The sequence below is a fragment of the Arenimonas daejeonensis genome (genome assembly GCF_007993735.1).
Lineage (GTDB): Bacteria > Pseudomonadota > Gammaproteobacteria > Xanthomonadales > Xanthomonadaceae > Arenimonas > Arenimonas daejeonensis.
The window spans coordinates 1,549,236-1,573,258 of sequence record NZ_CP042453.1 but is presented as its reverse complement, the minus strand read 5'-3'; the positions used below and the strand labels follow the sequence as shown (position 1 = coordinate 1,573,258).

The 24,023-nt window shown below is 67.5% G+C and carries 23 protein-coding genes, 1 tRNA gene and 5 pseudogenes; 19 read left to right on the top strand and 10 right to left on the bottom strand.

Annotated elements, in window-relative coordinates; translation table 11 throughout:
- Positions 1-694 precede the first annotated feature (694 nt).
- The 10 genes and pseudogenes from FRZ33_RS07510 to FRZ33_RS07480 all read left to right on the top strand — a co-directional run bounded on the left by FRZ33_RS07510 (position 695) and on the right by FRZ33_RS07480 (position 10,621).
- Complete coding sequence (locus FRZ33_RS07510; protein WP_146908804.1) at positions 695-1,999, top strand: TolC family protein; 1,305 nt, start codon at positions 695-697, stop codon at positions 1,997-1,999.
- A complete protein-coding gene (locus FRZ33_RS07505; RefSeq protein ID WP_146908802.1) occupies positions 1,996-3,381 on the top strand; it encodes an efflux RND transporter periplasmic adaptor subunit in 1,386 nt (461 codons plus the stop codon). Before FRZ33_RS07510 ends, FRZ33_RS07505 begins: the two co-directional genes overlap by 4 nt.
- Positions 3,347-5,089, top strand: a pseudogene (locus FRZ33_RS17675) (efflux RND transporter permease subunit); the annotation flags it as partial. The gene FRZ33_RS07505 and the pseudogene FRZ33_RS17675, both read left to right, overlap by 35 nt.
- Positions 5,090-5,114: 25 nt before the next feature.
- The gene (locus FRZ33_RS17670) at positions 5,115-5,753 is read left to right on the top strand and encodes an efflux RND transporter permease subunit (RefSeq protein ID WP_425480632.1); all 639 of its coding nucleotides are present in this window, start codon (positions 5,115-5,117) and stop codon (positions 5,751-5,753) included.
- 74 nt (positions 5,754-5,827) lie between these two features.
- Positions 5,828-6,520 (top strand): efflux RND transporter permease subunit, encoded by a 693-nt coding sequence (locus tag FRZ33_RS17665; protein ID WP_425480631.1) that lies wholly within the window; start codon positions 5,828-5,830, stop codon positions 6,518-6,520.
- A 50-nt stretch (positions 6,521-6,570) separates the two neighbouring features.
- Positions 6,571-7,239 (top strand): c-type cytochrome, encoded by a 669-nt coding sequence (locus FRZ33_RS07495; RefSeq protein WP_227977698.1) that lies wholly within the window; start codon positions 6,571-6,573, stop codon positions 7,237-7,239.
- 13 nt (positions 7,240-7,252) lie between these two features.
- Positions 7,253-7,480, top strand: coding sequence for a hypothetical protein (locus FRZ33_RS15155; protein WP_158637146.1), 228 nt, complete (start codon positions 7,253-7,255; stop codon positions 7,478-7,480).
- The gene (locus FRZ33_RS07490) at positions 7,468-7,767 is read left to right on the top strand and encodes a nuclear transport factor 2 family protein (RefSeq protein ID WP_146908798.1); all 300 of its coding nucleotides are present in this window, start codon (positions 7,468-7,470) and stop codon (positions 7,765-7,767) included. Before FRZ33_RS15155 ends, FRZ33_RS07490 begins: the two co-directional genes overlap by 13 nt.
- An 80-nt stretch (positions 7,768-7,847) precedes the next feature.
- A pseudogene (locus tag FRZ33_RS07485) lies at positions 7,848-9,931 on the top strand (copper-transporting P-type ATPase).
- Between the two features lie 69 nt (positions 9,932-10,000).
- Positions 10,001-10,621: a tyrosine-type recombinase/integrase gene (locus FRZ33_RS07480; protein WP_146908796.1), complete on the top strand. Its 621-nt coding sequence runs from the start codon at positions 10,001-10,003 to the stop codon at positions 10,619-10,621.
- Positions 10,622-10,670: 49 nt separating this feature from the next.
- Here the strand turns inward: FRZ33_RS07480 and FRZ33_RS07475 are convergent, their stop codons facing one another.
- Positions 10,671-11,288, bottom strand: a complete 618-nt coding sequence (locus FRZ33_RS07475) for a MerR family transcriptional regulator (protein WP_227977696.1) — start codon at positions 11,286-11,288, stop codon at positions 10,671-10,673.
- Here FRZ33_RS07475 and FRZ33_RS07470 point away from each other — a divergent pair.
- The 4 genes and pseudogenes from FRZ33_RS07470 to FRZ33_RS07455 all read left to right on the top strand — a co-directional run bounded on the left by FRZ33_RS07470 (position 11,212) and on the right by FRZ33_RS07455 (position 13,518).
- Positions 11,212-11,532, top strand: coding sequence for a mercuric transporter MerT family protein (locus tag FRZ33_RS07470; protein ID WP_146908794.1), 321 nt, complete (start codon positions 11,212-11,214; stop codon positions 11,530-11,532). The genes FRZ33_RS07475 and FRZ33_RS07470 overlap by 77 nt on opposite strands.
- Before the next feature lie 10 nt (positions 11,533-11,542).
- A complete protein-coding gene (locus FRZ33_RS07465; protein WP_146908793.1) occupies positions 11,543-11,833 on the top strand; it encodes a heavy-metal-associated domain-containing protein in 291 nt (96 codons plus the stop codon).
- Positions 11,823-12,038, top strand: coding sequence for a GDCCVxC domain-containing (seleno)protein (locus tag FRZ33_RS16140; protein WP_146908791.1), 216 nt, complete (start codon positions 11,823-11,825; stop codon positions 12,036-12,038). Before FRZ33_RS07465 ends, FRZ33_RS16140 begins: the two co-directional genes overlap by 11 nt.
- 119 nt (positions 12,039-12,157) lie before the next feature.
- A pseudogene (locus FRZ33_RS07455) lies at positions 12,158-13,518 on the top strand (transposase).
- Positions 13,519-13,698: 180 nt separating this feature from the next.
- On the opposite strand, the gene FRZ33_RS07450 reads toward FRZ33_RS07455, so the two are convergent.
- Positions 13,699-14,211, bottom strand: coding sequence for a M48 metallopeptidase family protein (locus FRZ33_RS07450; protein ID WP_146908789.1), 513 nt, complete (start codon positions 14,209-14,211; stop codon positions 13,699-13,701).
- Positions 14,212-14,285: 74 nt separating this feature from the next.
- Here FRZ33_RS07450 and FRZ33_RS07445 point away from each other — a divergent pair, with 74 nt between their 5' ends.
- The 5 genes from FRZ33_RS07445 to FRZ33_RS07425 all read left to right on the top strand — a co-directional run bounded on the left by FRZ33_RS07445 (position 14,286) and on the right by FRZ33_RS07425 (position 18,248).
- Entirely contained in the window at positions 14,286-14,834 is a 549-nt protein-coding gene (locus FRZ33_RS07445; RefSeq protein WP_146908787.1) for a DUF2058 domain-containing protein, read from the top strand.
- A 128-nt stretch (positions 14,835-14,962) separates the two neighbouring features.
- A complete protein-coding gene (locus FRZ33_RS07440; RefSeq protein ID WP_227977695.1) occupies positions 14,963-15,460 on the top strand; it encodes a DUF1993 domain-containing protein in 498 nt (165 codons plus the stop codon).
- A 15-nt stretch (positions 15,461-15,475) separates the two neighbouring features.
- Positions 15,476-15,877 (top strand): hypothetical protein, encoded by a 402-nt coding sequence (locus tag FRZ33_RS07435; RefSeq protein ID WP_146908784.1) that lies wholly within the window; start codon positions 15,476-15,478, stop codon positions 15,875-15,877.
- 96 nt (positions 15,878-15,973) lie between these two features.
- Positions 15,974-16,438, top strand: a complete 465-nt coding sequence (locus FRZ33_RS07430) for an LEA/WHy family protein (protein ID WP_146908783.1) — start codon at positions 15,974-15,976, stop codon at positions 16,436-16,438.
- A 19-nt stretch (positions 16,439-16,457) separates the two neighbouring features.
- Entirely contained in the window at positions 16,458-18,248 is a 1,791-nt protein-coding gene (locus FRZ33_RS07425) for an acyl-CoA dehydrogenase C-terminal domain-containing protein (protein WP_146908781.1), read from the top strand.
- Between the two features lie 92 nt (positions 18,249-18,340).
- Here the strand turns inward: FRZ33_RS07425 and FRZ33_RS07420 are convergent.
- From FRZ33_RS07420 to infC, 8 genes and pseudogenes are all read right to left on the bottom strand, one after another.
- Positions 18,341-18,417, bottom strand: a tRNA-Pro gene (locus FRZ33_RS07420).
- 53 nt (positions 18,418-18,470) lie between these two features.
- Positions 18,471-18,827: a MerR family transcriptional regulator gene (locus tag FRZ33_RS07415; RefSeq protein WP_146908779.1), complete on the bottom strand. Its 357-nt coding sequence runs from the start codon at positions 18,825-18,827 to the stop codon at positions 18,471-18,473.
- Complete coding sequence (locus tag FRZ33_RS07410) at positions 18,808-19,107, bottom strand: integration host factor subunit alpha (protein WP_139448126.1); 300 nt, start codon at positions 19,105-19,107, stop codon at positions 18,808-18,810. The genes FRZ33_RS07415 and FRZ33_RS07410 overlap by 20 nt, the downstream gene beginning before the upstream one ends.
- 43 nt (positions 19,108-19,150) lie before the next feature.
- Positions 19,151-21,513, bottom strand: a pseudogene (pheT, locus tag FRZ33_RS07405) (phenylalanine--tRNA ligase subunit beta).
- On the bottom strand, positions 21,510-22,520 hold the full coding sequence (gene pheS / locus FRZ33_RS07400; RefSeq protein ID WP_146908777.1) for a phenylalanine--tRNA ligase subunit alpha: 1,011 nt from the start codon (positions 22,518-22,520) through the stop codon (positions 21,510-21,512). Before pheS ends, pheT begins: the two are co-directional and overlap by 4 nt.
- A 105-nt stretch (positions 22,521-22,625) precedes the next feature.
- Positions 22,626-22,985, bottom strand: a complete 360-nt coding sequence (gene rplT, locus FRZ33_RS07395) for a 50S ribosomal protein L20 (RefSeq protein WP_034210348.1) — start codon at positions 22,983-22,985, stop codon at positions 22,626-22,628.
- A gap of 11 nt (positions 22,986-22,996) precedes the next feature.
- The gene (rpmI, locus tag FRZ33_RS07390; RefSeq protein WP_146908775.1) at positions 22,997-23,200 is read right to left on the bottom strand and encodes a 50S ribosomal protein L35; all 204 of its coding nucleotides are present in this window, start codon (positions 23,198-23,200) and stop codon (positions 22,997-22,999) included.
- A gap of 321 nt (positions 23,201-23,521) precedes the next feature.
- Positions 23,522-23,982, bottom strand: a pseudogene (infC, locus tag FRZ33_RS07385) (translation initiation factor IF-3).
- Positions 23,983-24,023 lie beyond the last annotated feature (41 nt).

Genomic DNA, 24,023 nt, shown 5'->3' with positions numbered 1-24,023 from the left:
GGGTTGCACTTGACCCCGTCTGAAGGACGGGGGCGCGAAACTGTCCCGCCGGATCCGGGGTCTGCAAGTTGCCTCGACCGAACTTGACCGAGGTCACCAACCGGTACTCCCGGATGGAGTAAGGTACTCCCACGATGAAGCGCCTGCGCCACCACCGCTTGCGTGCCCGGCTGTCGCTCCTCGCGATGGTGGCGCTGCTCTGGACGCAGTTCGCCATGGCCAGTCACCCGGCCTGCACTCTGGCGAGCATGGTCATGTCCGGCACCCATGCCAGTATGGCGCTGGCTGGCGGCCCGCCCCCGAGCCGGAACCCTGCCATCCTTCCCCGGCGCCGACCGCCGCCGTCGACCTTTCGGCCGGCTGCGAGTCCCATTGCAGCCGGAGCGACCTGGCGTCCGACGCTTCGCGTGCGCTCTCCGTTCCGGCGCTCGGCCCCTGCCAACATCACCGCTCGTGCGGGTTTTGGCGCATGTGCCGCTGTCGCCGGCGGGAGCGGCTTCGCCAGGTCCCTTGTGCTCCTGGCATCGGCCCACGGCCCATCCCGCCAGCCTCCTGCTGATTTGATCCCCTGCCGATGACCCGTCGCGGCGCCAGGTGCGCCGCGTCCGGTCCAGTCGGCGCGGCCCGCATTGGCCTGCGTCGCCCGATCCACACCCGCGCTCCCCGGACGCGCGGAACGTGCAAGGCGAACACCATGGGATACCCGAACGTTTTTCCTGCGCGGCGCGACATCGCCGCGAACGGCGCCGCGCCATGGCTGGCGCTGCTGCTGGCCTCGCTGTGGCTTGTCGCGCCCGCGGCGGCGTCACCCACGCTGATTCCCGGCGCCGACCTCGACTCGGTGCGGGCCTGGCTTATCGGGCGCAATCCCGAGCTGCGCGCCCTGCAGGCGGAAGCCGAGGCCGCGCAGGCCCGGGTGCTGCCCGCCGGCGCGCTGCCCGATCCGATGGCCGAGGTCGAACTGATGGGCATCGACCCCGACCGCCCCAGCCTCCTGCCCGGCAACGTGGACGCCACGACCTGGCGGGTCCGGCAGTCCTTCCCGATGTGGGGCAAGCGCGGCTTGGCCCGCGAGGTCGCCCGACATGAGGCGAGCGCCGCGGGCCTGGACCGCGACGCGGTGGCCCTCGACTTGCTGGCTCGCGCCGAGGAAGCCTACGTGCGGTTCTGGCACGTACGTGAAGCCGTCGCGGTGCTCGACCGACAGATCGAGCTTCTGGGCCAGCTGGAGGAAGTGGCACGGACCCGCTATTCGCTGGGCATCGCCGCGCAGCAGGATTCGATCCGGGCGCAGGTGGCCCGCACCGGGCTGCAGCGCGAGCGTATCGCCCGGCTGGCTGCGCGCGCCGAGGCTGCGGCAATGCTCAATGCGGTGCTGGCCCGCCCCGTGGATGCCCCGCTGGCCGAACCCGCCTCAGAGCCCGAATTGCCGCTTCCGGCCGAACGTCTCGACCAGGTGTTGGCGATGCTGGCCGATGCCGGACACCCCGCCCTGCAGGCCAGCGCCGCCCGGACCGAGGCGGCCGAGGCGGCCTTCGAGCTGCAGCGCCGCGCCCGCTACCCCGACCTCAGCCTGGGCTTCGGCGTCATTCAGCGGGACGACCGCGTGGAAGGCTACGAAGTGATGCTGGCCGTCGAGATTCCCCTGCAGCAGCGCGCCCGGCGCGAGCGGGAACGCGAGGCCCGTCTGAGGGGTGACGCGGCCCGCGCCCGCTCGGACGCCCTGGCTGCCGGTCTCGCCGGCCAGCTCGGTCAAGTCTGGTCGCAGGCACGCGCTGCCCGCGACCAGCGTCGTCTGATCGAACAGACCCTCGTGCCGCAGGCGCAGGCCAATTTCGAATCGGCCCTGGCCAGCTACCGCGTAGGCGAAGTGGACTTTGGAACCCTGCTCGAAGCGCTGGACGCGTGGCAGGGCGCGGCTCTGGCGCAGGTGGATGCGCGTCGCGACGAACTGGTCGCCGCCGCTGCCGTGGGCGCCATCACCGGAGGTGTGCGATGAACGGTCTGAAGTGGAGCGCGTTGGCGCTCGCGCTGGGTGCGGCCCTGGCCGTGGGTTGGTGGAGCGGACGGGCATCGGCCCCGGCGGCGTCGCCAACGGAAACTGAGGCGTCGGAGCCCGTCGAGCGCAAGATCCTGTACTACCGCAATCCCATGGGCCTGCCCGACACCTCGCCGGTGCCGAAGAAGGATTCGATGGGCATGGACTACCTGCCGGTCTTTGCGGACGAGGCCCCGCCGCCCGAGCCGGGCACCGTGGTGCTCGCACCCGGCAAGGTCCAGCAGTTGGGCGTGCGCACGGAAGCGGCGGTGCGCGAAGCGCTGGCGCCCCGGGTGCGGGCGAGCGCCACGGTGGAGGTGGACGAGACCCGGCAGTTCGCGGTTGCGCCGCGATTCGAGGGCTGGATCGAGACCCTGCACGCCAATCAGACGGGCATGGCGATCCGCCGTGGCGACGCGCTGGCAACGGTCTACAGCCCGGAGCTCGTCGCGGCCCGGCAGGAATTCCGGGTGGCTGACGACGCAGCAAAGCGATTGGCCGCAAGTGATCCGGATAGCGCGGCGACCATGCGCCAGCTTCGTGATGCGGCGCGCACGCGCCTGCGCAACTGGGAAGTCTCCGGTGCCGGCGTGGCCCGGGCGGGCAGCGAATCCGGGCTCGTCCTCTCATCGCCCACCGATGCGGTCGTGGTCGAAAAGCTGGTCGTGCAAGGGGAGCGCTTCGAACCGGGCCAGACCATCCTGCGCCTGGCCGACCTGTCGCGCGTGTGGGTCGTCGCGCAGGTTCCTGCGTCCGGACTGGCCAACCTCACCCTCGGCGACCACGCGAGCTTCGAAACCCCCAGTCTTCCCGGCCGGCGGTTTGAAGGCGACGTCGCCTTCATCCAGCCCACGCTCGACCGCGCCAGCCGGACCCTGGGCGTGCGGATCGAAGTGGAGAACCCCGACGGCGTCCTGCGCCCCGGGCTGTTCGGAGACGTCGAACTGACCGGTCAGGCATCGGCGCCGGTCGTGACCGTCGACCGCTCCGCGGTGATTGATTCGGGGACCCGCCAGGTCGTGCTGGTGCAGACCGCGCCCGGCCAGTTCACGCCGCGGGAGGTGCAATTGGGTGCGCGTTCCGGTGACCGGGTCGCCGTGCTCTCTGGCGTCGAGGCCGGCGAGACCGTCGTGGTCTCGGCGAACTTCCTGCTCGATGCCGAAAGCAACCTGCGCGCTGCGCTGGGCAGTCTGGAGGCTGGCGGCGCGCGAGAGACGGCCGCCCCGGCGGACGCGCCGGCAGACGATTCGCACGCGGGCCACGGTGAGCCGTCGGACGAACCGCCTGCCGGCCACGAAGCGCCGGCGGATGATCCCCATGCTGGCCACAAGGGAGGGCACTGACATGCTCGCCGGGCTGATCGAATGGTCGCTTCGCAATGTCTTCCTCGTGCTGGTGGCCACCCTCGCGATCACGGCGGCCGGACTGTACGCGCTGGCCAAGACGCCGCTCGACGCGCTTCCCGACCTCTCCGACGTGCAGGTCATCGTGTTCACCGAGGTGCCCGGCCAGGCACCGCAGGTCGTCGAAGACCAGGTCACCTACCCGCTGACCACGGCCATGCTGGCCGTCCCGAAGTCCAGGGTCGTCCGTGGCTTCTCGTTCTTCGGCGCCTCCTTCGTCTACGTGATCTTCGAGGACGGCACCGACATCTACTGGGCGCGCTCGCGGGTGCTCGAGTACCTGAGCACCGCGTCCAAGCAGCTCCCGGAAGGTGTGTCTCCCACGCTGGGCCCGGATGCCACGGGCGTAGGGTGGGTCTACCAGTACGTGCTCGAGGGCAGCCAGCAATCGCTGGACGAACTGCGCGCCATCCAGGACTGGTATGTCCGGTACCAGCTGACCAAGGCGCCCGGCGTGGCCGAAGTCGCCAGCGTCGGCGGATTCGTCCGCCAGTATTCGGTCACGGCGGATCCGGGTCGGCTGCGGCAGTACGGCGTACCCCTCTCACGTATCTCCGAGGTGATCGCTGCCAGCAATCGCGATGTCGGCGGGCGCGTGCTGGAGATGGCGGAAACCGAGTACATGATCCGCGGGCGCGGCTACCTTCGCGGCATCGAGGACATCGAGGGTCTGGTGGTCAAGGTGGACGGCGGCACGCCGGTGCGCGTGGGCGACCTCGCCCGGGTCGAACTGGTTCCGGACGAACGCCGTGGCCTCGCCGAGCTCGACGGCGAAGGCGAGGTGGTCGCGGGCATCGCCGTGGCGAGGTACGGCGAGAACGCATTGGCCGTGATCGACGGCCTGAAGCAGCGCATCGCCGACATCACCCCCGGGCTTCCCGAGGGCGTCTCCCTGCGCGCCGTCTACGACCGCTCCGACCTCATCCACCGCGCCATCGCCACGCTGCGCTGGACCCTGGTCGAGGAAGCCCTGATCGTCGCCTTGGTCTGCGTGGTCTTCCTCTTCCACGTCCGTAGCGCGATGGTGGCGATCATCATGCTCCCCGTCGGCGTGCTAATAGCCTTCCTGGCCATGCGCCTGCTGGGCATGAACTCCAACATCATGAGCCTGGGCGGCATCGCCATTGCCATCGGCGCGATGGTGGATGCCGCCATCGTGATGATTGAGAACGCCCATAAGCACATCGAGCGCGATGGCGGACGCACGCCGCGCCTGCAGCTGATCATCAATGCATGCAGGGAGGTCGGCCCGGCGCTCTTCTTCAGCCTGTTGATCATCACCGTATCCTTCCTGCCTGTGTTCGCCCTCGAGGCCCAGGAAGGGCGCCTGTTCCATCCCCTGGCCTTCACCAAGACCTTCGCCATGGCGGCCGGCGCGCTGCTGTCGGTGACGCTGGTGCCGGTGCTCATGCTGCTGTTCGTGCGCGGCCGGATCCTGCCCGAGGCCCGGAACCCGGTGAACCGCTTCATGATTGCCGCCTACCGGCCCGTGATCGGCTTCGTGCTGCGGCACAAGGCGGCCACGGTCGGCGCGGCCCTGGTCGTGCTCGCGGTGTCGGCCTGGCCCGCCTCCCGCCTCGGCAGCGAGTTCATGCCCACGCTCAACGAGGGCACGCTGCTGTACATGCCGAGCTCGCTGCCGGGAATGTCCGTGACCAGGGGCGGCCGAACTCCTGCAGCAACAGGACCGGATCATCCGGAGCTTCCCGGAGGTCGAGTCGGTCTTCGGCAAGGCGGGTCGTGCACTGACCGCAACGGACCCCGCCCCGCTGGAGATGTTCGAGACCATCATCAACCTCAAGCCCGAGAACCAGTGGCGCGAGGGCATGACCACGGACAAGCTGATCGCCGAAATGGACCAGGCGCTGCAGTTCCCGGGCGTGGCCAATGCCTGGACCATGCCCATCAAGGCCCGCTCCGACATGCTGGCCACGGGCATCCGCACGCCGATCGGCATCAAGGTGTTCGGCACGGATCTGGTCGAGATGGAGCGCCTCGCGCGCCAGATCGAGGCCGCCGTGCGCACGGTGCCCGGCACCACCAGCGCGTATGCCGAGCGCCTGACCGGCGGGTTCTACTTGGACATCGAGCCCGACCGGGGGCAGCTGGCCCGCTACGGCCTGCCCGTGGGGGACCTGCAGGACGTCGTGGCCACCGCGATGGGTGGCGACCTGGTCACGCGCACCGTCGAGGGCCGCGAGCGCTTCGGGGTCATCGTCCGCTACCCGCGGGGGCTGCGCGACAGCCCCGAAGCCATCGCGCAACAGGTCCTGGTGGGCGACTCCGGACGGGGCGCAGGTTCCGCTGGGTGAGCTGGCAGACATCCGCATCCGCCAGGGCGCGCCGTCGATCCGCACCGAGAACGCGTTGCTCTCCGCCTACATCTATGTCGATACGCGGAACGCGGATCTGGGCGCCTACGTCAACGCGGCCCAGGGAAGCCGTCGCCCGAGACGTGAGCTTCCCGCCGGGCTACTACGCGACCTGGAGTGGCCAGTACGAATACATGCAGCGCGCAATCGCGAAGATGAAGATCGTGGTGCCGGTAACGCTGGCGATCATCTTCCTGCTGCTCTACCTCAACTTCCGCCGCGTCACTGAGTCACTGATCGTGATGCTGTCGGTGCCCTTCGCCCTCGTCGGCGGCATCTGGCTGCTGTGGGCGCTGGACTACAACCTGAGTGTGGCGGTAGCCGTGGGCTTCATCGCGCTGGCCGGCGTCGCGGCCGAAACGGGCGTCGTGATGCTGATCTACCTGGACCACGCGCTGGAGGCCCGGGCCGCCGCACGTCGCGCCCAAGGCGATTCAATCGGCGTGGGCGACCTGGTCGATGCCATCGTCGAGGGCGCCGTCGAGCGCGTGCGGCCGAAGATGATGACCGTGGTGGCCATCATGGCCGGCCTGCTTCCGATCATGTGGAGCACGGGCACCGGCTCGGAGGTGATGCGCCGGATCGCGGCCCCGATGGTCGGCGGCATGGTGTCGTCGACGGTGCTGACGCTCGCCGTGATCCCGGCAATCTATGCACTGGTGAAGCAGCGCCAGATTGGCTTGCGCCACGCAAGGATGGGGAACTGAAGACAATGACAAGGAGAATGGGGATGGGATTTTTCAGAAGCACACTGATCATGCTGGCGCTGGTGGCCGCTGCGATAAGCGGAACGATTTACTTCGGGCTGGTGGAGCCGGGGGCCGACAAGCCCCACGCCGACTGGGTACATGGACTGATTGAGGTCGCCAGGGACCGTGCCATCGCGGTTCGCGCCGAGGGCCTGGTCGTTCCGGCGCTCGGCTCGGAGGCACAGGTGCTCAATGGCGCCGGCAACTACGCGGCCATGTGCACGGGCTGCCACCTAGCTCCGGGCATGGCGCCCACGGAGCTCAGCCGGGGCCTGTACCCGGCGGCGCCAGCCCTTGCCGAACGGGGCGCACCCGATCCGGCGCGCGCGTTCTGGGTGATCAAGCATGGCGTCAAGGCCTCGGGCATGCCCGCCTGGGGCGGCAGCATGCCGGATGAGTACATCTGGAGCATGGTGGCTTTCCTGCAGGCCATGCCGGCCATGGACGCGGAACGCTATCGCGCCCTGGTCGCCGCCAGCGGCGGCCACTCCCACGGTGGCGGCGAGTCGATGCCGCACGGACACGAGGAGACGGGCGAGCATTCCAATGACCAGGAAAGCGATGCGCCGGGTCACCATGCGGATGGCTCTGGTGAGGCCACGCAAACGGAGGACGCCAGCGATCCGCCTCCCGCCGACCCGGCGAACGAGCACGACCACTCGACCCACGACCACTGAGAGAGCCAGACTCATGAACAAGTTCGTCATCTCCGCCCTCTGTTTCCTCGCCCTCGCGACACCCGTGCGAGCCGATGGCCCGGGGGCCCACGCGCATGACGCGGAGCGTGCAACGCCAGCCATCCAGGTTCCGGCCGATGCCCGCGCCGCCGTGGAAGCCGTAGACCGCTTCTCCGCTGCGCTCGTCTCGGGAACCTCGTCGCCGCCGGCGCCGAGCTCGACCCGAAGGTGCTCATCCTAGAGGCCGGCGGGGCCGAGCGGTCCGCCGAGGAGTATCTTGGCGGCCATGCGAAAGGCGATGCCGCCTTCCTCAAGCAGGCGCATGTCCAGCTCCTGCGGCGCACGGCGGCCGTCCATGGCGATCTTGCGTGGGTCGCCAGCGAGAGCGAACTGCACGTGAGCCGTGACGGCAAGCCGGTCACGGTACTCAGCGCCGAGACCATGCTGGTCCGGCGAAGTGAAGAGGGGTGGAAAATCGTGCACATCCATTGGTCGTCGCGCACGAAGGCGCCGGACGGCCACCACTAGGAGACAGGACCATGGACCACGCCAGCCATCGCGCGCCCGTTACGCCCGTCGCCACTGCAGGCACGCGCTACACGTGCCCCATGCATCCCGAGATCATCCGGGATGCCCCCGGCAGCTGCCCCAAGTGCGGCATGGCACTCGAGCCCATGCTGCCGGCCGTCGAGGACGAGGGTTCGCCCGAACTCGCCGATTTCAGCCGGCGGTTCTGGTTCAGCCTGCCGGCAACCCTGGTGGTGCTGGCGCTGGCCATGGTCGGCCACCGTTGGGGCGCACTCGATGCCGCCACCCGGACCTGGATCGAACTGCTGCTGTCGACGCCGGTGGTGGCCTGGGCGGCGGCGCCCTTCTTCGTGAGATGGGCGGTATCGCTGCGCACCGGCCAGTTGAACATGTGGACGCTGATTGGCACGGGTGTGGGTGCGGCGTATATCTATAGCGTGGTCGCCACCCTCGCGCCCGGGATCTTCCCGGACTCGTTCCGGGAGCATGGCCGGGTCGGCGTGTACTTCGAAGCCGCGGCGGTGATCGTGTCCCTCACCCTGCTTGGCCAGATGATGGAGCTGCGGGCTCGCTCGCAGACGTCGGCCGCGATCAAGGCGTTGCTACGGCTTGCGCCCAAGACTGCGCGCCGCATCCGGGCGGACGGCGGCGAGGAAGACATCGAGGTCTCGCACGTGCACGTCGGCGACCGCCTGCGCGTTCGTCCCGGCGAGAACGTCCCGACCGACGGCACGGTCGAAGAGGGCCATTCGAGCGTGGACGAATCGATGATCACCGGCGAATCCTGCCGGTGGCCAAAGGTCCGGGCGATCCGGTGATAGGCGCCACGCTCAACACCTCGGGCAGCCTGGTGATGGTGGCCGGCAAGGTTGGCGCGGACACTGTGCTCAGCCAGATCGTGCAGCTGGTGGCCAAGGCGCAGCGCTCGCGCGCACCGATGCAGCGCATGGCAGATGTAGTGTCGTACTGGTTCGTGCTGGCGGTGCTGGCGATCGCCGTGCTGACCTTCTTCGCCTGGGGCCTGTTCGGGCCGGAACCGGCTTGGGTCTATGCCGTACTCAATAGCGTGGCGGTGCTCATCATCGCTTGCCCGTGCGCGCTGGGCCTGGCCACGCCGATGTCCATCATGGTCGCCACCGGCCGCGCAGCCGGTGCGGGCGTCCTGTTCCGCGACGCCGAGGCGATCGAGAACCTGCGCAAGGTGGACACGCTCATCGTCGACAAGACCGGCACTCTGACCGAGGGTCGGCCGGCGTACCGCACCGCCGTGGCGGCGGCCGGCGGCGACGCAACGGAAGTGCTTCGACTGGCGGCCTCTCTGGACCAGGGCAGCGAACATCCTCTGGCGGCGGCTATCGTCAAGGAGGCGCTCGGGCGCGGCCTGGCCCTGTCGAAAGCGGAGTCGTTCGAGTCGGCCAGCGGCATCGGTGTGCGCGGCCGGGTCGAGGACAAGGCACTGGCGCTGGGCAACCGCGCGTTGATGACGGAGGACGGCGTGGACGTCGGCGGCCTGCGGCACGAGGCCGAAGCGCTGCGCGCCGAAGGCGCCAGCGTGATGTTCCTGGCGGTGGACGGTCGTGCGGCCGGACTGGTCGCAGTCGCCGACCCGGTGAAGGCCTCCACCCCGGCCGCCCTGTCGGAACTGCGCGACGCTGGCCTTCGCCTGATCATGGCTACCGGCGATGGCGAGACTACCGCCCGCTCGGTGGCGAAAGCACTCGGCATCGACGAAGTGCACGGCGAGGTGCGGCCACAGGACAAGGCGGACCTGGTCGCGGCGCTGCAGGCGCAGGGCCGGCGGGTCGCCATGGCCGGCGACGGCATCAACGATGCCCCGGCGCTGGCCCGCGCCGACGTCGGAATTGCCATGGGCACCGGCACCGACGTGGCCATGTCCACCGGCCAGGTCACGCTGGTGAAGGGTGACCTGCGCGGAATCGCCCGCGCCCGCCGCATCTCGCAGGCGACGGTGGCAAACATGAAGCAGAACCTCGGCTTCGCCCTGCTTTACAACGCCCTGGGCGTGCCCATCGCGGCGGGCCTGTTGTACCCGGCCTTCGGGCTGCTGCTCAGTCCGATGATCGCGGCGCTGGCGATGAGCCTGAGCTCGGCCTCGGTGGTGGCCAATGCGTTGCGGTTGCGATCGGCTGGTGGAACATCATGAAGCCAAGGCCAGCTTCGCCCGTGGACCGTGTCGAGGGTGCAACATGGCAGGCCCGCGCTGGAGACAGCCATGTCCGCCCGTACGCTCGTCAGCCGAAAAGCATGGAACAAGGGAACGCTGGTCGGCCAGAAGGCCCCGCTCAGGCTCAATGAGATCTACGCCATCAGGGTTCGCTTGCAGATCGCTGGCCGCACCCGGGATCTGGCGCTTTTTAACCTCGCCATCGACTCGAAACTCCGCGCCTGCGACCTGGTGAACCTCCGCGTCCAAGATGTCTGCCACGGCGCGCAGGTCTTGCATCGGGCAATGGTGATGCAAAGGAAGACCCAGACGCCAGTCCAGTTCGAGGTCACAGAGCAAACCAGACTATCTGTCGGTCGTTGGATACAGGAGAGATCGCTGGCTCCTACCGACTTTCTTTTTCCCAGCCGTGTTGTCAGGTCCTCTCATCTGACTTCGAGGCAGTACGCGCGCATCGTCCACCAGTGGGTGCGCCAGATCGGGCTCGACGATTCTCGATACGGCACTCACAGCATGAGGCGAACAAAGGTGGCATTGATCTACCGACGCACCCGGAACCTACGCGCGGTCCAGCTGCTTCTCGGACACTCGAAAATTGAGAGCACCGTTCGTTACCTGGGCATCGAACTGGATGATGCACTGGAACTCGCAGAGCAGACCGAAGTTTGATTCGGGAATGTCCGCTTCGGGTCTATTGTGTTGAAAAACTATCTCCAACTCAGGCCGCATCAGCACGGATCGACCTGACGTGCTGCCCCCGCGACCGCGGCAACGGCTCGGTACCCGCATGCTCAAGCAGTTCGAGAGTGGGACAAAACGCGCCTACGCTGGCCTCGCCGCAGCTCGCGACCAATTGCGATAGCTGACGCTCGAGCTTGCGTAGTTCGCCGAGCCGCTTTCGAACGTCGAGCAACTTGTTTTCGGTTAGTCGCTTGGTTTGCTCGCAAGCGCGTCTGCCATTGAGCTCCAGCAGGCCAACAATCTCATCGAGGCTGAAGCCCATGGTCTGGGCACGGCGAATGTAGCGGAGGCGAGCGAGGTCGCTCGACGTGTAGCGACGGATGCCGCCAGCAGGGCGCTTGGGCTCGGACAGCAGCCCGCGCCGCTGGTAATAGCGCACTGTCTCAACGTTTACTGCCGCCGAGGCAGCCAGTTGACCGATCGTGAGGGCCTGCAAGTCCATGGCTTGACTCCGTACTTGGGTACGGAAGGTATTATGCGCCCATGTCCAGTAATCCCCCAAGTCGACCACACCGGCGATCCTGGTCGCATCCCTCGCCGCCATCGGCGCATCAGTATGCTGCGTCGTGCCGCTGGTGCTGGTCTTGATGGGCATCAGCGGCGCATGGATTGCCAACCTGACGGCCATGGACGCCTGGCGGCCTTGGTTCAGCGCCGCCACACTGCTGTGCCTAGCGCTGGCTTTCTGGAATCTCTATGGCCCGTCGTCGCGATGCCGCAGCGACGGCGTCTGCGTCAGCCCGCAGGTCCTCGCCCGGCGGCGGCGCTGGTTGTGGCTGGCCGCCATCGGCATCGCAGTACTGTTGTTGTTTCCCTACTACGTGGTCTGGTTCCTCTAGGAGAGTCCCGATGCGCAACAAATGGATAGTTGGCCTTACCTTGGCGTTGTCGGCTGGCCTAGCGGCCGCCGCGGCGCCGAAGAAGGCGGTGCTGGACGTGCAGAACATGACCTGCGCCGCGTGCAGCATCACCATCAGCAAGGCGCTCGACAAGGTTCCCGGCGTGCAAAGCAACCACGTCGATGCCGAGGCGGCGACGGTGACGGTGGTCTTCGATCCAAGCCGCACATCGATAAGCGCGGTCAGCCGTGCGATCACTGACGCAGGCTTCCCGGCCAAGGCTCGCTCAGATGGCGGCTGAGCTGGAGTTACAAAGTACGTTGACTTGTCCCCATTGTGGTCATCAGGCGACAGAGACGATGCCGACCAACGCCTGTCAGTTCTTCTACGAATGCCTCGGCTGCGGCCAACTGCTGCGCCCGAAACCGGGTGACTGCTGTGTGTTCTGCTCATACGGCACGGTTGCCTGTCCGCCGATCCAGGAACAGAAGTCGTGTTGTGGCTAAAGTGCTAAGCGCACCGACATAATTGCCGCCATATCTCGCCAGTAGCTACGTAATGCTATTGATTGACCGCAACTGAAGTGGTCAAATTATTTCCCATCGATCCAGCGGAAATCGCAGCGATGATGGGACGTCAGGAAGCCGGGCAAGCGCCCCTGTTCTACGCGTTCAACTTCGAAGACCACGTCCCGGCGAGCCACATGCTCCGCGGCATCGACCACTTCCTGACCTGGGCGAGCTGCACCAGCACCTGGCCCCGCACTACAGCCACACCGGCCGCCCCTCGATTGATCCGGGCCTTCTGATCCGGATGCTGATCGTGGGTTACTGCTTCGGCATCCGCTCGGAGCGTCGGTTGTGCGAAGAGGTCCACTTGAACCTGGCGTACCGCTGGTTCTGCCGGTTGGGCCTGGAAGATGCCGTGCCGGACCACTCAACATTCTCCAAGAACCGCCACGGCCGCTTCCGGGACAACGACACCCTGCGCTTCGTATTCGAGAAGGTGCTCGAGCGCTGCCTGGCCGAAGGCCTGGTCGGCGGCGAGGGCTTCGCGATCGACGCCAGCGTGATCAAGGCCGATGCTAACCGGCAGCGGGGCGTGCCGGGTGCCGATGCGGCCTGGGACCGGGAGTCGCCGCTCGCGCGCCCGGTCCGGGAGTATCTGCAGGCGCTGGACGACGCTGAGACGCCGCGCACCCCACCCAAGAATGTGTCGCTGACCGACCCGGCAGCGCAGTGGACCGCCGCGCCCGGCGGCCCGGCCTTCTACGCTTATTCGACCAACTACCTGATCGATGTAAAGGCGGGCGTCATCGTCGATGTGGAAGCCACGCCTGCGTATCGGACCGACGAGGTCCAAGCGACACGGACCATGGTCGACAGGGTCGAGCAGCGCTTCGACCTCAAGCCGACCCGGCTGATCGGCGACACCGCCTACGGCACGTCGGAAATGTTGGGCTGGATGGTGGATGAGAAGGGCATCGAGCCCCACGTGCCGGTCTGGGACAAAGCCGAGCGCAAGGATGGGTCGCTGGGGCGGTCCGACTTCAGTTGGGACGCGGAAGCTGACGAGTACCGCTGCCCCCAGGGCAAGCCACTGCTATCGAGCGGCAAGCCAACCGCCGACAACACGCTGATCTATCGCAGCAGCCTTCACGACTGCACCAACTGCGAACTGAAGGCGCGGTGCTGCCCCAACACGACGCATCGAAGGATCGCCCGCCAGGTGAACGAGTCCGCACGGGACGTGGCGCGCCAGCTGTCGACGACGAAGAGATATGCCCAGTCACGGCGACATCGGAAGAAGGTCGAGATGCTGTTCGCGCACCTCAAACGCATCCTGCGGTTGGACAGATTGCGTCTACGCGGCCTGAAGGGCGCTAGAGACGAGTTCCTACTGGCCGCAACGGCACAGAATTTACGAAGAATGGCAGCGTGGTTGATGCCGAAAAGCCCCGAAGCGGCAATGGCAACGGCCCTTTGAGGACAAAGGGCGCTTGCGCGCCCATTTTCTCGTCGCCCCTGGCCAAATAATCATTGATCCGGCCGAACCGCTAGACCCAGCCGCCCGCCAGAAAGCGAGTTTTTCAACAGAATAGGCCGCTTGCAGACTCAAACCACTTCGCCGCTCGGACTTGGGGACGCCCAGTGAACTTGAGGCGATTCAGGCCACAGTCGGGGCCCGCGGCCTCATCTCCAGCTGCGTCAGGTACAACCGCAGATCAAACTCCAACTGGTGATACTCCGGCTCCATGTGCGTGCACAGCCGGTAGAAGTCCTTGTTGTGTTCGGCTTCCTTCAGGTGCGCCAGTTCGTGCACCACGATCATCTTCAGGAATTCGGCGGGCGCGTCGCGGAACACGGTGGCGATGCGGATCTCGCGGCTGGCCTTGAGCTTGCTGCCCTGCACGCGCGAAACCGCGGTGTGCGTGCCGAGTGCGTGTTTCATCACCTGCAGCTTGCCGTCGTAGGCGACCTTGCCCAGCGGCACCGACTGGCGCAGGTGGCGGTCCTTGAGGTCCTGCACGTAGTCGTACAACTGGCGGTCGCTGCGCACGGTGTGCAGCTGGCCGTATTTGTTGGCCAGCATCGGGCCCAGCCGGTCCTGGCCGATCAGGTCGCGCACCTGCGCCTGCAGGTGTTCGGGGTAGCCGGCCAGGTATTTCAGGGGCTGCATCGGCGGGGTCCACGGCGGCGGCGGGTGGGCACGGGGCTATGATGTCCCGGAAATCCCCCACAAGACAGCGCGCCATGGCCAAGCCCAACCCCCTCCAGGAACAACTGCTCAAGGCGGGCCTGGCCAAGAAGTCCAAGGTCACCGAGGCCGCGCGCGAGCAGCAGAAGGCCCGCCAGGCCAAGGGCACGACCGAATCCGATCAGATCCGCCGCGAGGCCGAACTGGCGCGCGAGGCGAAGGCCGAAAAGGACCGCGCGCTGGAAGCCGCACGCAAGGCCCAGGCGCGCGTCACCGAACTGGCGGCGCAGGCGCGCCAGATCATCCAGGACAAGAAGCTGCCGCGTTCGGGCGAAAGCGAATACCGCTTCACCGCCGACGGCGCCATCCGCACGATCCTGATTGATGACGACCAGCGCAGGAAACTGGCCGTCGGCACCGTGGTGATCGCGCGCCTGGGCGAGCGTTACGAACTGCTGCCGCGCGCCGCCGGCGACAAGGTGCGCGAACGCGACGCCAGCCTGATCGTGCTCGACCACGGCCAGGCCACGGACACCGCCGCCACGAGTTCCGAAGACGACGCCTACTACGCCCAGTTCAAGGTGCCCGACGACCTGGTCTGGTGAGCCGCTGGCGGTTTTCGCCTGCGGCCTTTGGCCCAGTCTTTCCCGAAAACCCCGTGTAGTGGCCGGTGCCGCGCGGGGCCAGACTTCAGCTCCCGACCCCGCCACCGGAGACCGTTATGGCCCTGACCATGTCCGCCCTCACCCTGCCGCCCGTCACGCGGGCGCTGAACACCCTCTCGCACGTGCTGGACAAGGGCCTGGCCCATGCGCAGGCGCGCGAGTTCGACCCCGACAACCTGGTGCTGGCGCGGCTGGCGCCGGACATGCTGCCGCTGTCGGGGCAGATCCAGCGGGCCAGCGATTCGGCCAAGGGCGTGGTGGCGCGGCTGGCCGGCCTGGAGTCGCCGGCAATGGCCGACGACGAGACCACGTTCGCACAGCTGCAGGACCGCGTGGCCCGTACCCTGGCCTTCGTGCGCGGGGTGGATGCGGCCCTGCTGGACGGCAGTGAAACCCGCACCATCAGCCTGCCGGTGCCCGGGAAGACCATCGAGTTCGCCGGCCAGTCCTACCTGATGGATTTCGCCCTTCCGAACATCCATTTCCATGTCACCACGGCCTACGCGATCCTGCGGCACAATGGGGTCCCGCTGGGCAAGCTCGACTATCTCGGGCTGACCCGCTAGCCAACGAGGCCCGCGATGTCCATCCAGTCCAAATCCCGCCGCGACGCCAAGAAGAAGACCAAGGGCGAAACGCTGGCGAAGGCCATCCCGGCCGACAAGCTCGGCCAGCCGCACGCCGACCTGCGCGACGAGAAGGGCAAGCTGCTGGGTGCCGTCGTCTTCAAGGACGGGCAGTGGGTGCTGGGGCTGAACGGAAAAATTGTCGGCGACACCGACAGCGCCGCGCATGTGCTGGCCATCATCAAGCAGGCCGCGGCCATGCTGCGCGCGCAGGGGCGCGAGGTGCAATTGGTGTTCTCGGTTCCGCTGCGCGAAGCGGCGGATGCCGAGGTGGCGAAGCTGGGCCTGACCTTCGAGCAGTTCCAGGCCCGGCTGGGGCAGGACATGTCCGGCAAGGCCCCCAACCCCGCCGCCTGAGCACCCGGCAAGCGGCGTCCACCCCCGGCCGGAAATGCGGCGGGCCCGTACGGGCTGGTATCCTCGAACGGTTTCCACCGCCATCGGAACCCGCCCATGCGCAAGTTGTCCGCCCTGCTGTCGCTGCTGCTGATCGCCCTGCTCGCCGGCTGCTCCAGCGGCCCGCCCGTGCGCGTATTCCCGCCCCAGGCCAGCGTGCAGGAACTGCGCGTGCAGGAAGACGGCCAGTGGGTGGCCAACGTGCGCCTGCAGAACTTCAGCACCGTGCCGATGCGCTTCTCGCGCCTGCAGGCCACGCTCAGTTTCGCCGGGCAGGAAGCCACCCGCATTGATATCGACCCGGACATGAGCGTCGGCCCGGGTTCGAACGAGCTCGTCCGGCACGTGTTCACGCCCGCCGCCGGCGCGCGCGCCGCGGTCAGCGACGCCTTCGCCAACAACCGCGCCGTGCGCTACCAGCTGACCGGCCGCATCGCCAGCGCCGAGCATGAAACCGACGACGATTTCGACTACACCAGCGCGCTCAACCCGGTGCCCGGGCTGACCGGCGTACTGCGCTGACTTTCCAAGGACCCCACGCATGAACCGCTATACCGCCCCCGTGCGCGACATGAAGTTCGCGCTCTACGACGTCATCGAAGCCGACAAGCTGTACGCGAAACTCGGCGCCGAACACGCCACCCGCGACCTGCTGGACGCGGTGATGGACGAAGCCGCGCGTTTCACTCAGACCGTGCTGGCCCCGCTCAGCAGCGTCGGCGATGAAGTCGGCTGCGTATTCGACCCGGCGACGGGCGACGTGAAGACGCCGCCCGGTTTCAAGGAAGCCTATGCGCAGTTCGTCGAAGGCGGCTGGGCCGGCATCACCGCGCCCGAGGCCATGGGCGGCCAGCACCTGCCGGAAAGTTTCGGCGCCGCGCTGAAGGAAATGATCGACGCCGCCAACCTGAGCTGGGGCAACTATCCCCTGCTCTCGCACGGCGCCACCGAAGCGCTGAAGCACCACGGCGAGGCCTGGCAGCAGGAAGTGTTCCTGAAGCCGATCATCGCCGGCACCTGGACCGGCACGATGTGCCTGACCGAACCGCATTGCGGTTCCGACCTGGGCCTGCTCAAGACCAAGGCCGAACCGCAGGCCGATGGCACGTACAAGGTGTCCGGCACCAAGATCTTCATCACCGGCGGCGAGCACGACTTCACCGACAACATCATCCACCTGGTGCTGGCGCGCCTGCCGGACGCACCCGCGGGCGTGAAGGGCATCTCGCTGTTCATCGTGCCGAAGATGAAAGTGGCCCGCGACGGCACGGTCGGTGAACGCAACGCGGTGCGCTGCGGTTCGATCGAACACAAGATGGGCATCCACGGCAGCGTGACCTGTGTAATGAACTTCGACGGCGCCGAGGGTTACCTGATCGGCCAGCCGAACAAGGGCCTCAATGCGATGTTCACCATGATGAACACCGCGCGCCTCGCGGTCGGCCTGCAGGGCCTGGCGCTGATCGACCGCGCCTACCAGAACGCGCTGGCGTATTCGCGCGACCGCCTGCAGGGCCGCGCGCTTTCCGGCGCGAAGGAACCGGGCAAGCCGGCCGATCCACTGATCGTGCACCCCGACATCCGCCGCATGCTGCTCACCTGCAAGTCGCTGGCCGAAGGCGGCCGCCTGCTGGCGCTGCACGCCGCCACCCTGGTGGACGTGCTCGAGCGTTCGACCGACGAGACCGAGCGCAAGGAAGCCGACGTGCTGCTCGGTTTCCTCACGCCCATCGTCAAGGGCCTGCTGACCGAGTGGGGCAACGAGTGCACCTACCACGCGCTGCAGTGTTTCGGCGGCCATGGCTACGTGCGCGAATGGGGCATGGAACAGCTGGCGCGCGACGCCCGCATCACCACCATCTACGAAGGCACCACCGGCATCCAGGCGCTGGACCTGCTGGGCCGCAAGACCATGCAGCTGCAGGGCGCGGGGCTGCAGCAGTTCCTGAAGATGATCCAGGCCTTCTGCACCCAGCACGCCACCGATGCCACGATGACCGAGTTCGTGCTGCCGCTGGCCGAGATCGCCAAGCAGTGGGGTGAACTGACCATGGAAGTCGGCAAGAAGGCCATGGCCAATGCCGACGAGATCGGCGCGGCGTCGGTGGACTACCTGTTCTATTCGGGTTACGTGGCGCTGGCGTTCTGGTGGGCGAAGGCGGTGGCCGCGGCGGACGCCGGCAGCCACGGCGTCGACTTCAAGACCGCCAAGCGCGAGACCGCGCGTTTCTACTTCGCCCGCATCCTGCCGCGCACGCAGACCCATGCCGCGGCCATGCGCAGCGGCAGCGGCAACCTGCTGGCGCTGGATGCGGCCCTGTTCGACAGCTGAGCCGGATTCCCGACCCGGAAACGACGAAGCCCGCCGATTGGCGGGCTTCTTCTTGGTGCCTTCCGGTGGGGTTCCGGACAGGCCTGACGAATTGGTCGGGACGGTGAGATTCGAACTCACGACCCCTAGCACCCCATGCTAGTGCGCTACCAGGCTGCGCTACGCCCCGATTCGTGTTTTCCCGGCCAGGGCCGGGCTGGCGATTATACGGAAAACTTCGCCTCAGCGGCGCAGCAGCTGCAGGACTTCTTCCAGCTCCATGCGCACCTGCTTGACGATCTGGGCCGACATTGTGGTCTCGGACCGGCCGGCCTCGCCCTCCAGGCGCTGGCGGGCGCCGGAGATGGTGTAGCCCTGTTCGTACAGCAGGCCGCGGATCTGCCGGATCATCAGCACGTCGTGGCGCTGGTAATAACGGCGGTTGCCGCGGCGCTTCACCGGCTTGAGGCTGGTGAACTCGGTCTCCCAGTAACGCAGCACGTGCGGCTTGACGTCGCACAGCTCGCTGACCTCACCGATGGTGAAGTAGCGCTTCGCCGGGATCGGCGGAAGTTCTCGGTTACTGCCCGGATCCAGCATAAGCCTCCACGCGCTCCTTCAGCTTCTGGCCAGGGCGGAAGGTGACCACGGTGCGAGCGGAGATGGGGATCTCCTCACCGGTCTTGGGATTGCGGCCGGGACGCTGGTTCTTCTGGCGCAGATCGAAGTTGCCGAAGCCCGACAGCTTGACCTGCTGCCCACGCTCCAGCGCTTCCCTCAACACGTCGAAGAAGGAGTCCACGAATTCTTTGGCCTCGCGCTTGTTCAGACCAACTTCTTCGAACAAGCGCTCAGCCATTTCGGCCTTGGTCAATGCCATTTACCACCCCTGTTTCACGCCGTTGCCGGCGTTTGTTACGACCTCAATCGCGCGCCGCAGTCCTGGCCAGGGCCTCGAGGGCCGTGGCGACGGCCTGGTCGGCGTCGCGGTCAGTCAGGGTGCGTGAAACGTCCTGAAGAATCAAGCCCATAGCCAGACTCTTTGAGCCGCCGTCTAGGCCCGGGCCGACGTACCGGTCGAACAGCCGGACCTCGCGCAGCAGCGGCCCCAGGGCCGCCTGCAGGCTGGTTTCCAGGCCGCCCAGGGGGTCGATTCCGGCACGACGAGCGCGATATCCCGGCGGACGGACGGGAACCGGGAAAGCTCGCCGGCGCGTGGAACGGCCCGTTCAGCCAGGGGCTCCAGGTCCAGCTCGAAGCCCACCACCTCGCCGTCCAGGTCCAGGCGACGGGCCAGGCCGGGGTGCAGGTGGCCGACCCAGCCGATCTCGCGGCCATCGCGCCAGACCGAGGCGCTGCGCCCCGGGTGGCCGAAGGCGCGGTCGTCGGGCCGGAACTCGGCGCGGGCGCCGGCCAGGGCCAGCAGGCCCTCGACCTCGGCCTTGAGGTCGTAGAAATCGACATCGCGGTCTTCGCCGGCCCACTGTTCGGCGGCCTGCGGGCCGGTCGCTACGGCGGCGATGCGGCGGGTCTCGCGCGGGGCGGTGCCGTCGGCCAGGTGGAACACCTTGCCCAGCTCGAACAGGCGGACGCGGCTCTGCTGGCGGGCGCGGTTGCGCGCCAGCGCGTCCACCAGGCCGGGCAGCAGCGCGGTGCGCATCACGCCCAGGTCGGCGCTGAGCGGGTTGGCCAGGGCCACGGCGCCGGCCTCGAGATGCCAGGTGGCCAGGGTGCCGGCGTCCACGAAGGCGTAGTTGATGGCCTCCAGGAAGTCGTGGCCGGTCAGCTGGCGGCGCAGCACGCGCTCCTCGACCTTCGTTTCACTCGGCGCCACCAGGCGCACCTGGCCGGTCGGCGTGGTGGTGGGGATGGCGTCGTAGCCGTGGATGCGGGCGACTTCCTCGATCAGGTCTTCCTCGATCGCGATGTCGAAACGCCGGGTCGGCGGAATCACCGACCAGCCGCCGGGCATCGCCGCCACCTGCATGCCCAGGGCGCGCAGGATGCGCTCGACCTCGGCATCGGCCACGGTGAGGCCGAGCACGCGGGCCAGGCGCTCGCGGCGCAGGGTGACGGTGGCGGGGCGCGCCAGGTGCTCGGGCAAAGTGGTTTCGGTGATCGGGCCGGCGCGACCGCCCATGATCTGCAAGGCCAGCGCGGTCGCCCGCTCCACCGCGTAGCGCGGCAGTTCCGGGTCCACGCCGCGTTCGAAGCGGTGGCCGGCGTCGGTGTGCATGCCCAGCTTGCGGGCGCGGCCGATGATCGCGCTCGGGATCCAGTGCGCGGCCTCGAAAAACACCCGGGTGGTGCTGTCGGTGACGCGCGTGTCCCAGCCGCCCATCACGCCGCCCAGCGCGACCGCGCGGCCGGCGTCGGTGACGAGCAGGAAACCCGGGTCCAGCACGACTTCGCGTTCGTCGAGCAGCTTCAGCGTCTCGCCCGCGTGTGCGTGGCGCACCACGATCGGGCCGGTGAGTTTGTCGGCGTCGAAGGCGTGCAGCGGTTGGCCGAGTTCCAGCATCACGTAGTTGGTGATGTCCACCAGCGGGCTGATCGGACGCAGGCCGGCACGCTTCAGGCGCTCGCTCATCCACAGCGGCGTGCGTGCGCCGGGGTCCATGCCCTCGACCACGCGGCCGCAGAAGCGCGGGCAGTCGGCACCGGCGTCCAACTGCACGGCGACGCTGGCGTGGCTGGAGACGATGGCCTCGGGGATCTGCAGCGCGTTCACCTGGGTGCCCAGCGCCGCGGCGACGTCGAAGGCCACGCCGCGCACGCTGAAGCAGTCGGCGCGGTTGGGCGTGAGCTTGAGTTCGAAGCTGGCGTCGGGCAGGCCGAGGAAATCCGCCAGCTTCGCGCCCACCGGCGCATCGGCCGGCAGCTCCAGCAGACCGGACGCATCCGGATCAACGCCCAGTTCTTTCGCCGAGCACAACATGCCCTGCGAATCCACGCCGCGCAGCTTCGCGGCCTTGATGTTGATGCCGCCCGGCAGCGTGGCGCCGACGGTGGCCAGCGGCGCCTTCAGGCCCGGACGTGCGTTCGGCGCACCACAGACGATCTGCACGGTGCCGGCGCCGGTGGCGACCTGGCAGACCTGCAGGCGGTCGGCTTCGGGGTGTTTTTCGCAGGACAGGATTTCCGCGACGACCACGCCGTCCAGGCCTTCGCCGATCACCTGCGCGTCTTCGACCTCCAGGCCGATCGCGGTCAGGCGCGCGGACAGTTCGTCGCGCGTGGCGGAAACGGTGACGTGCTCGCGCAGCCAGCTTTCGGGGAACTTCATGCGAACTGCCTCAGGAAACGGCTGTCATTCTCGAAGAAGCTGCGCAGGTCGTTGACGCCGTAGCGCAGCATGGCGAAACGCTCCACGCCCAGGCCGAACGCGAAGCCGGTGTACTTCTCCGGGTCGATGCCACAGGCGCGCAGCACGTTCGGGTGCACCATGCCGCAGCCCAGCACTTCCAGCCAGCGCGTGCTGCCGTCGGGCTGCTGCCAGGCGATGTCCACTTCGGCCGACGGTTCGGTGAAGGGAAAATAGCTCGGGCGGAAGCGCATCTCGAAATCGCGCTCGAAGAAAGCGCGCACGAATTCGGCCAGCGTGCCCTTGAGGTCGGCGAAGCTGGAGGTTTCGTCCACCAGCAGGCCTTCGACCTGGTGGAACATCGGCGTGTGGGTCTGGTCGCTGTCGCTGCGATAGACCTTGCCGGCGGCGATCATGCGCAGCGGCGGCCCGCTTTTATCGGCAACGGCCGCGCCCATGAAACGCACCTGCACGCCGGAGGTGTGGGTGCGCAGCAGGCGGCCGTCCGGGAAGTAGAAGGTGTCGTGCATGGCGCGCGCCGGATGGTGCGGCGGGAAGTTCAGCGCCTCGAAATTGTGGTGGTCGTCCTCGATCTCGGGACCGTCGGCCAGCTGGTAGCCCAGGCGCGCGAAGATGTCGGTGATGCGCTCGAGTGTGCGCGAAACCGGATGCAGGTTGCCCGGCGCATTGCCGCGGCCCGGCAGGGTGACGTCGATGCGTTCCGAGGCCAGGCGCTGGGCCAGCGCGGCGTCTTCCAGCGCGGCCTTGCGCGCGGCCAGGGCGCCGGCCAGCGTGTCCTTGGCGCGGTTCACCGCTTCGCCCGCCAGCTTGCGCTGTTCCGGCGCCAGCGCACCGAGCTGCTTGAGCTGGCCGGTGATGCTGCCGGACTTGCCCAGCAGCGAGACGCGCAGCGCGTCCAGCGCGTCCAGGCCGGCGGCGGATTCGATCTCGGCCAGGGCCGATCGGGTCAGGGATTCGATGTCGGACATGCTCTACCCAGGTTTTGTTGCCCCGGAAAACAAAATGGGGAAGGACTCTCGCCCTTCCCCACTCTGGTCTTGCCCGCGTGCGGCGAACCGCCGCGGGCCAGTGCCTTACGCCGCGAGAGCGCGCTTGGCCTGCTCGGCGATCGCGCCAAAGGCGGCCGGATCGTGGATGGCGATGTCGGCCAGGGCCTTGCGGTCCAGGGTGACGTTCGCCTTCAGCAGGCCATTCATGAAGCGGCTGTAGCTCAGGCCGTGCAGACGGGCGGCCGCGTTGATGCGGACGATCCACAGGCTGCGGAACTGGCGCTTCTTCTGCTTGCGGCCGATGTACGCGTACTGCTGGGCCTTGGTGACGGCCTGCTTGGCAACGCGGAACACCTTGCGACGGGCGTTGTAGTAACCCTTCGCGAGCTTGATGATTTTCTTGTGACGGCGGCGCGCCGTTACACCACGCTTGACTCGTGCCATTTCTTATCTCCTCAGAGGTACGGAAGCATGCGGTCCAGACGGCCCGAATCCTCGGCACGAACGATGTTCGTGGCACGAAGACCGCGCTTACGCTTGGTCGCTTTCTTGGTGAGGATATGGCTACGGTTGGCGTGGCCAGCCTTGTACTTGCCGGAAGCGGTCTTCCGGAAGCGCTTGGCGGCCGCCCGATTGGTCTTGATCTTGATCTTGGCCATGGTCGTCCCTTTGGGGTTTTTTAGTTACTGGCCTGGGCGGTGGCTTGCGCCACACTTTCCGTCCTGCCCTTGCCGGCTTGTAAGTCTTTGATTCCGCTAAGAATCTATGACAGGTCCATGACGGTTCTGCCCGATGTACTGGGCCCGGGAACCGCACCGGGGACCCACCGGAATCCCGGTGGGCCGCGAATTATGCAGGAAAACCAAGGCTTTGTGTAGGAGGGCCTTCAGGCCCGAGCTCTTGGCGAAGGGCTTCGGGCCTGAAGGCCCTCCTACCGGGCGCTTGGCGAGGGGCTTCGGGCCTGAAGGCCCTCCTACAGGTCACTTCTTCTTGGGCGCGACCATCATGATCATCTGGCGGCCTTCCAGGCGGGGACGCTGTTCGATCACCACGTCTTCGCCCAGGTCGAGCTCGATGCGCTTGGCCATTTCCAGGCCGAGCTCCTGGTGGGCCATCTCGCGGCCCTTGAAGCGGATGTTGACCTTGACCTTGTCGCCCTCTTCCATAAGCGGCGCAGGTTGCGGAGCTTGATGTTGTAGTCGCCGTCGTCGGTGGTCGGGCGGAACTTGAGTTCCTTGATCTCGACGATCTTCTGCTTCTTCTTGGCGGCGTTCGCCTTCTTCTGCAGGTCGAACTTGTACTTGCCGTAATCCATGATGCGGCAGACCGGCGGATCCGCGGTCGGCTGGATTTCCACCAGATCCACGCCGGATTCCTCGGCCAGCGCGAGCGCTTCGTCGCGCGTCAGCACACCGACCATCTCGCCGTCCAGGCCGATCACGCGCACGCGCGGGACCCGGATTTCGAGGTTCTTGCGGTTGC

What these genes read in the sequence shown, in the direction of transcription:
- FRZ33_RS07510 (WP_146908804.1), top strand. Translation starts at nt 695, where the DNA reads ATGGGATACCCGAACGTTTTTCCTGCGCGGCGCGACATCGCCGCGAAC.
- FRZ33_RS07505 (WP_146908802.1), top strand. Translation starts at nt 1,996, where the DNA reads ATGAACGGTCTGAAGTGGAGCGCGTTGGCGCTCGCGCTGGGTGCGGCC.
- FRZ33_RS17665 (WP_425480631.1), top strand. Translation starts at nt 5,828, where the DNA reads ATGTCGATACGCGGAACGCGGATCTGGGCGCCTACGTCAACGCGGCCC.
- FRZ33_RS07495 (WP_227977698.1), top strand. Translation starts at nt 6,571, where the DNA reads ATGCTGGCGCTGGTGGCCGCTGCGATAAGCGGAACGATTTACTTCGGG.
- FRZ33_RS15155 (WP_158637146.1), top strand. Translation starts at nt 7,253, where the DNA reads ATGAACAAGTTCGTCATCTCCGCCCTCTGTTTCCTCGCCCTCGCGACA.
- FRZ33_RS07480 (WP_146908796.1), top strand. Translation starts at nt 10,001, where the DNA reads ATGTCCGCCCGTACGCTCGTCAGCCGAAAAGCATGGAACAAGGGAACG.
- FRZ33_RS07475 (WP_227977696.1), bottom strand. Translation starts at nt 11,288, where the DNA reads ATGCCCATCAAGACCAGCACCAGCGGCACGACGCAGCATACTGATGCG.
- FRZ33_RS07465 (WP_146908793.1), top strand. Translation starts at nt 11,543, where the DNA reads ATGCGCAACAAATGGATAGTTGGCCTTACCTTGGCGTTGTCGGCTGGC.
- FRZ33_RS16140 (WP_146908791.1), top strand. Translation starts at nt 11,823, where the DNA reads ATGGCGGCTGAGCTGGAGTTACAAAGTACGTTGACTTGTCCCCATTGT.
- FRZ33_RS07450 (WP_146908789.1), bottom strand. Translation starts at nt 14,211, where the DNA reads ATGCAGCCCCTGAAATACCTGGCCGGCTACCCCGAACACCTGCAGGCG.
- FRZ33_RS07445 (WP_146908787.1), top strand. Translation starts at nt 14,286, where the DNA reads ATGGCCAAGCCCAACCCCCTCCAGGAACAACTGCTCAAGGCGGGCCTG.
- FRZ33_RS07440 (WP_227977695.1), top strand. Translation starts at nt 14,963, where the DNA reads ATGTCCGCCCTCACCCTGCCGCCCGTCACGCGGGCGCTGAACACCCTC.
- FRZ33_RS07435 (WP_146908784.1), top strand. Translation starts at nt 15,476, where the DNA reads ATGTCCATCCAGTCCAAATCCCGCCGCGACGCCAAGAAGAAGACCAAG.
- FRZ33_RS07430 (WP_146908783.1), top strand. Translation starts at nt 15,974, where the DNA reads ATGCGCAAGTTGTCCGCCCTGCTGTCGCTGCTGCTGATCGCCCTGCTC.
- FRZ33_RS07425 (WP_146908781.1), top strand. Translation starts at nt 16,458, where the DNA reads ATGAACCGCTATACCGCCCCCGTGCGCGACATGAAGTTCGCGCTCTAC.
- FRZ33_RS07415 (WP_146908779.1), bottom strand. Translation starts at nt 18,827, where the DNA reads ATGCTGGATCCGGGCAGTAACCGAGAACTTCCGCCGATCCCGGCGAAG.
- FRZ33_RS07410 (WP_139448126.1), bottom strand. Translation starts at nt 19,107, where the DNA reads ATGGCATTGACCAAGGCCGAAATGGCTGAGCGCTTGTTCGAAGAAGTT.
- pheS (WP_146908777.1), bottom strand. Translation starts at nt 22,520, where the DNA reads ATGTCCGACATCGAATCCCTGACCCGATCGGCCCTGGCCGAGATCGAA.
- rplT (WP_034210348.1), bottom strand. Translation starts at nt 22,985, where the DNA reads ATGGCACGAGTCAAGCGTGGTGTAACGGCGCGCCGCCGTCACAAGAAA.
- rpmI (WP_146908775.1), bottom strand. Translation starts at nt 23,200, where the DNA reads ATGGCCAAGATCAAGATCAAGACCAATCGGGCGGCCGCCAAGCGCTTC.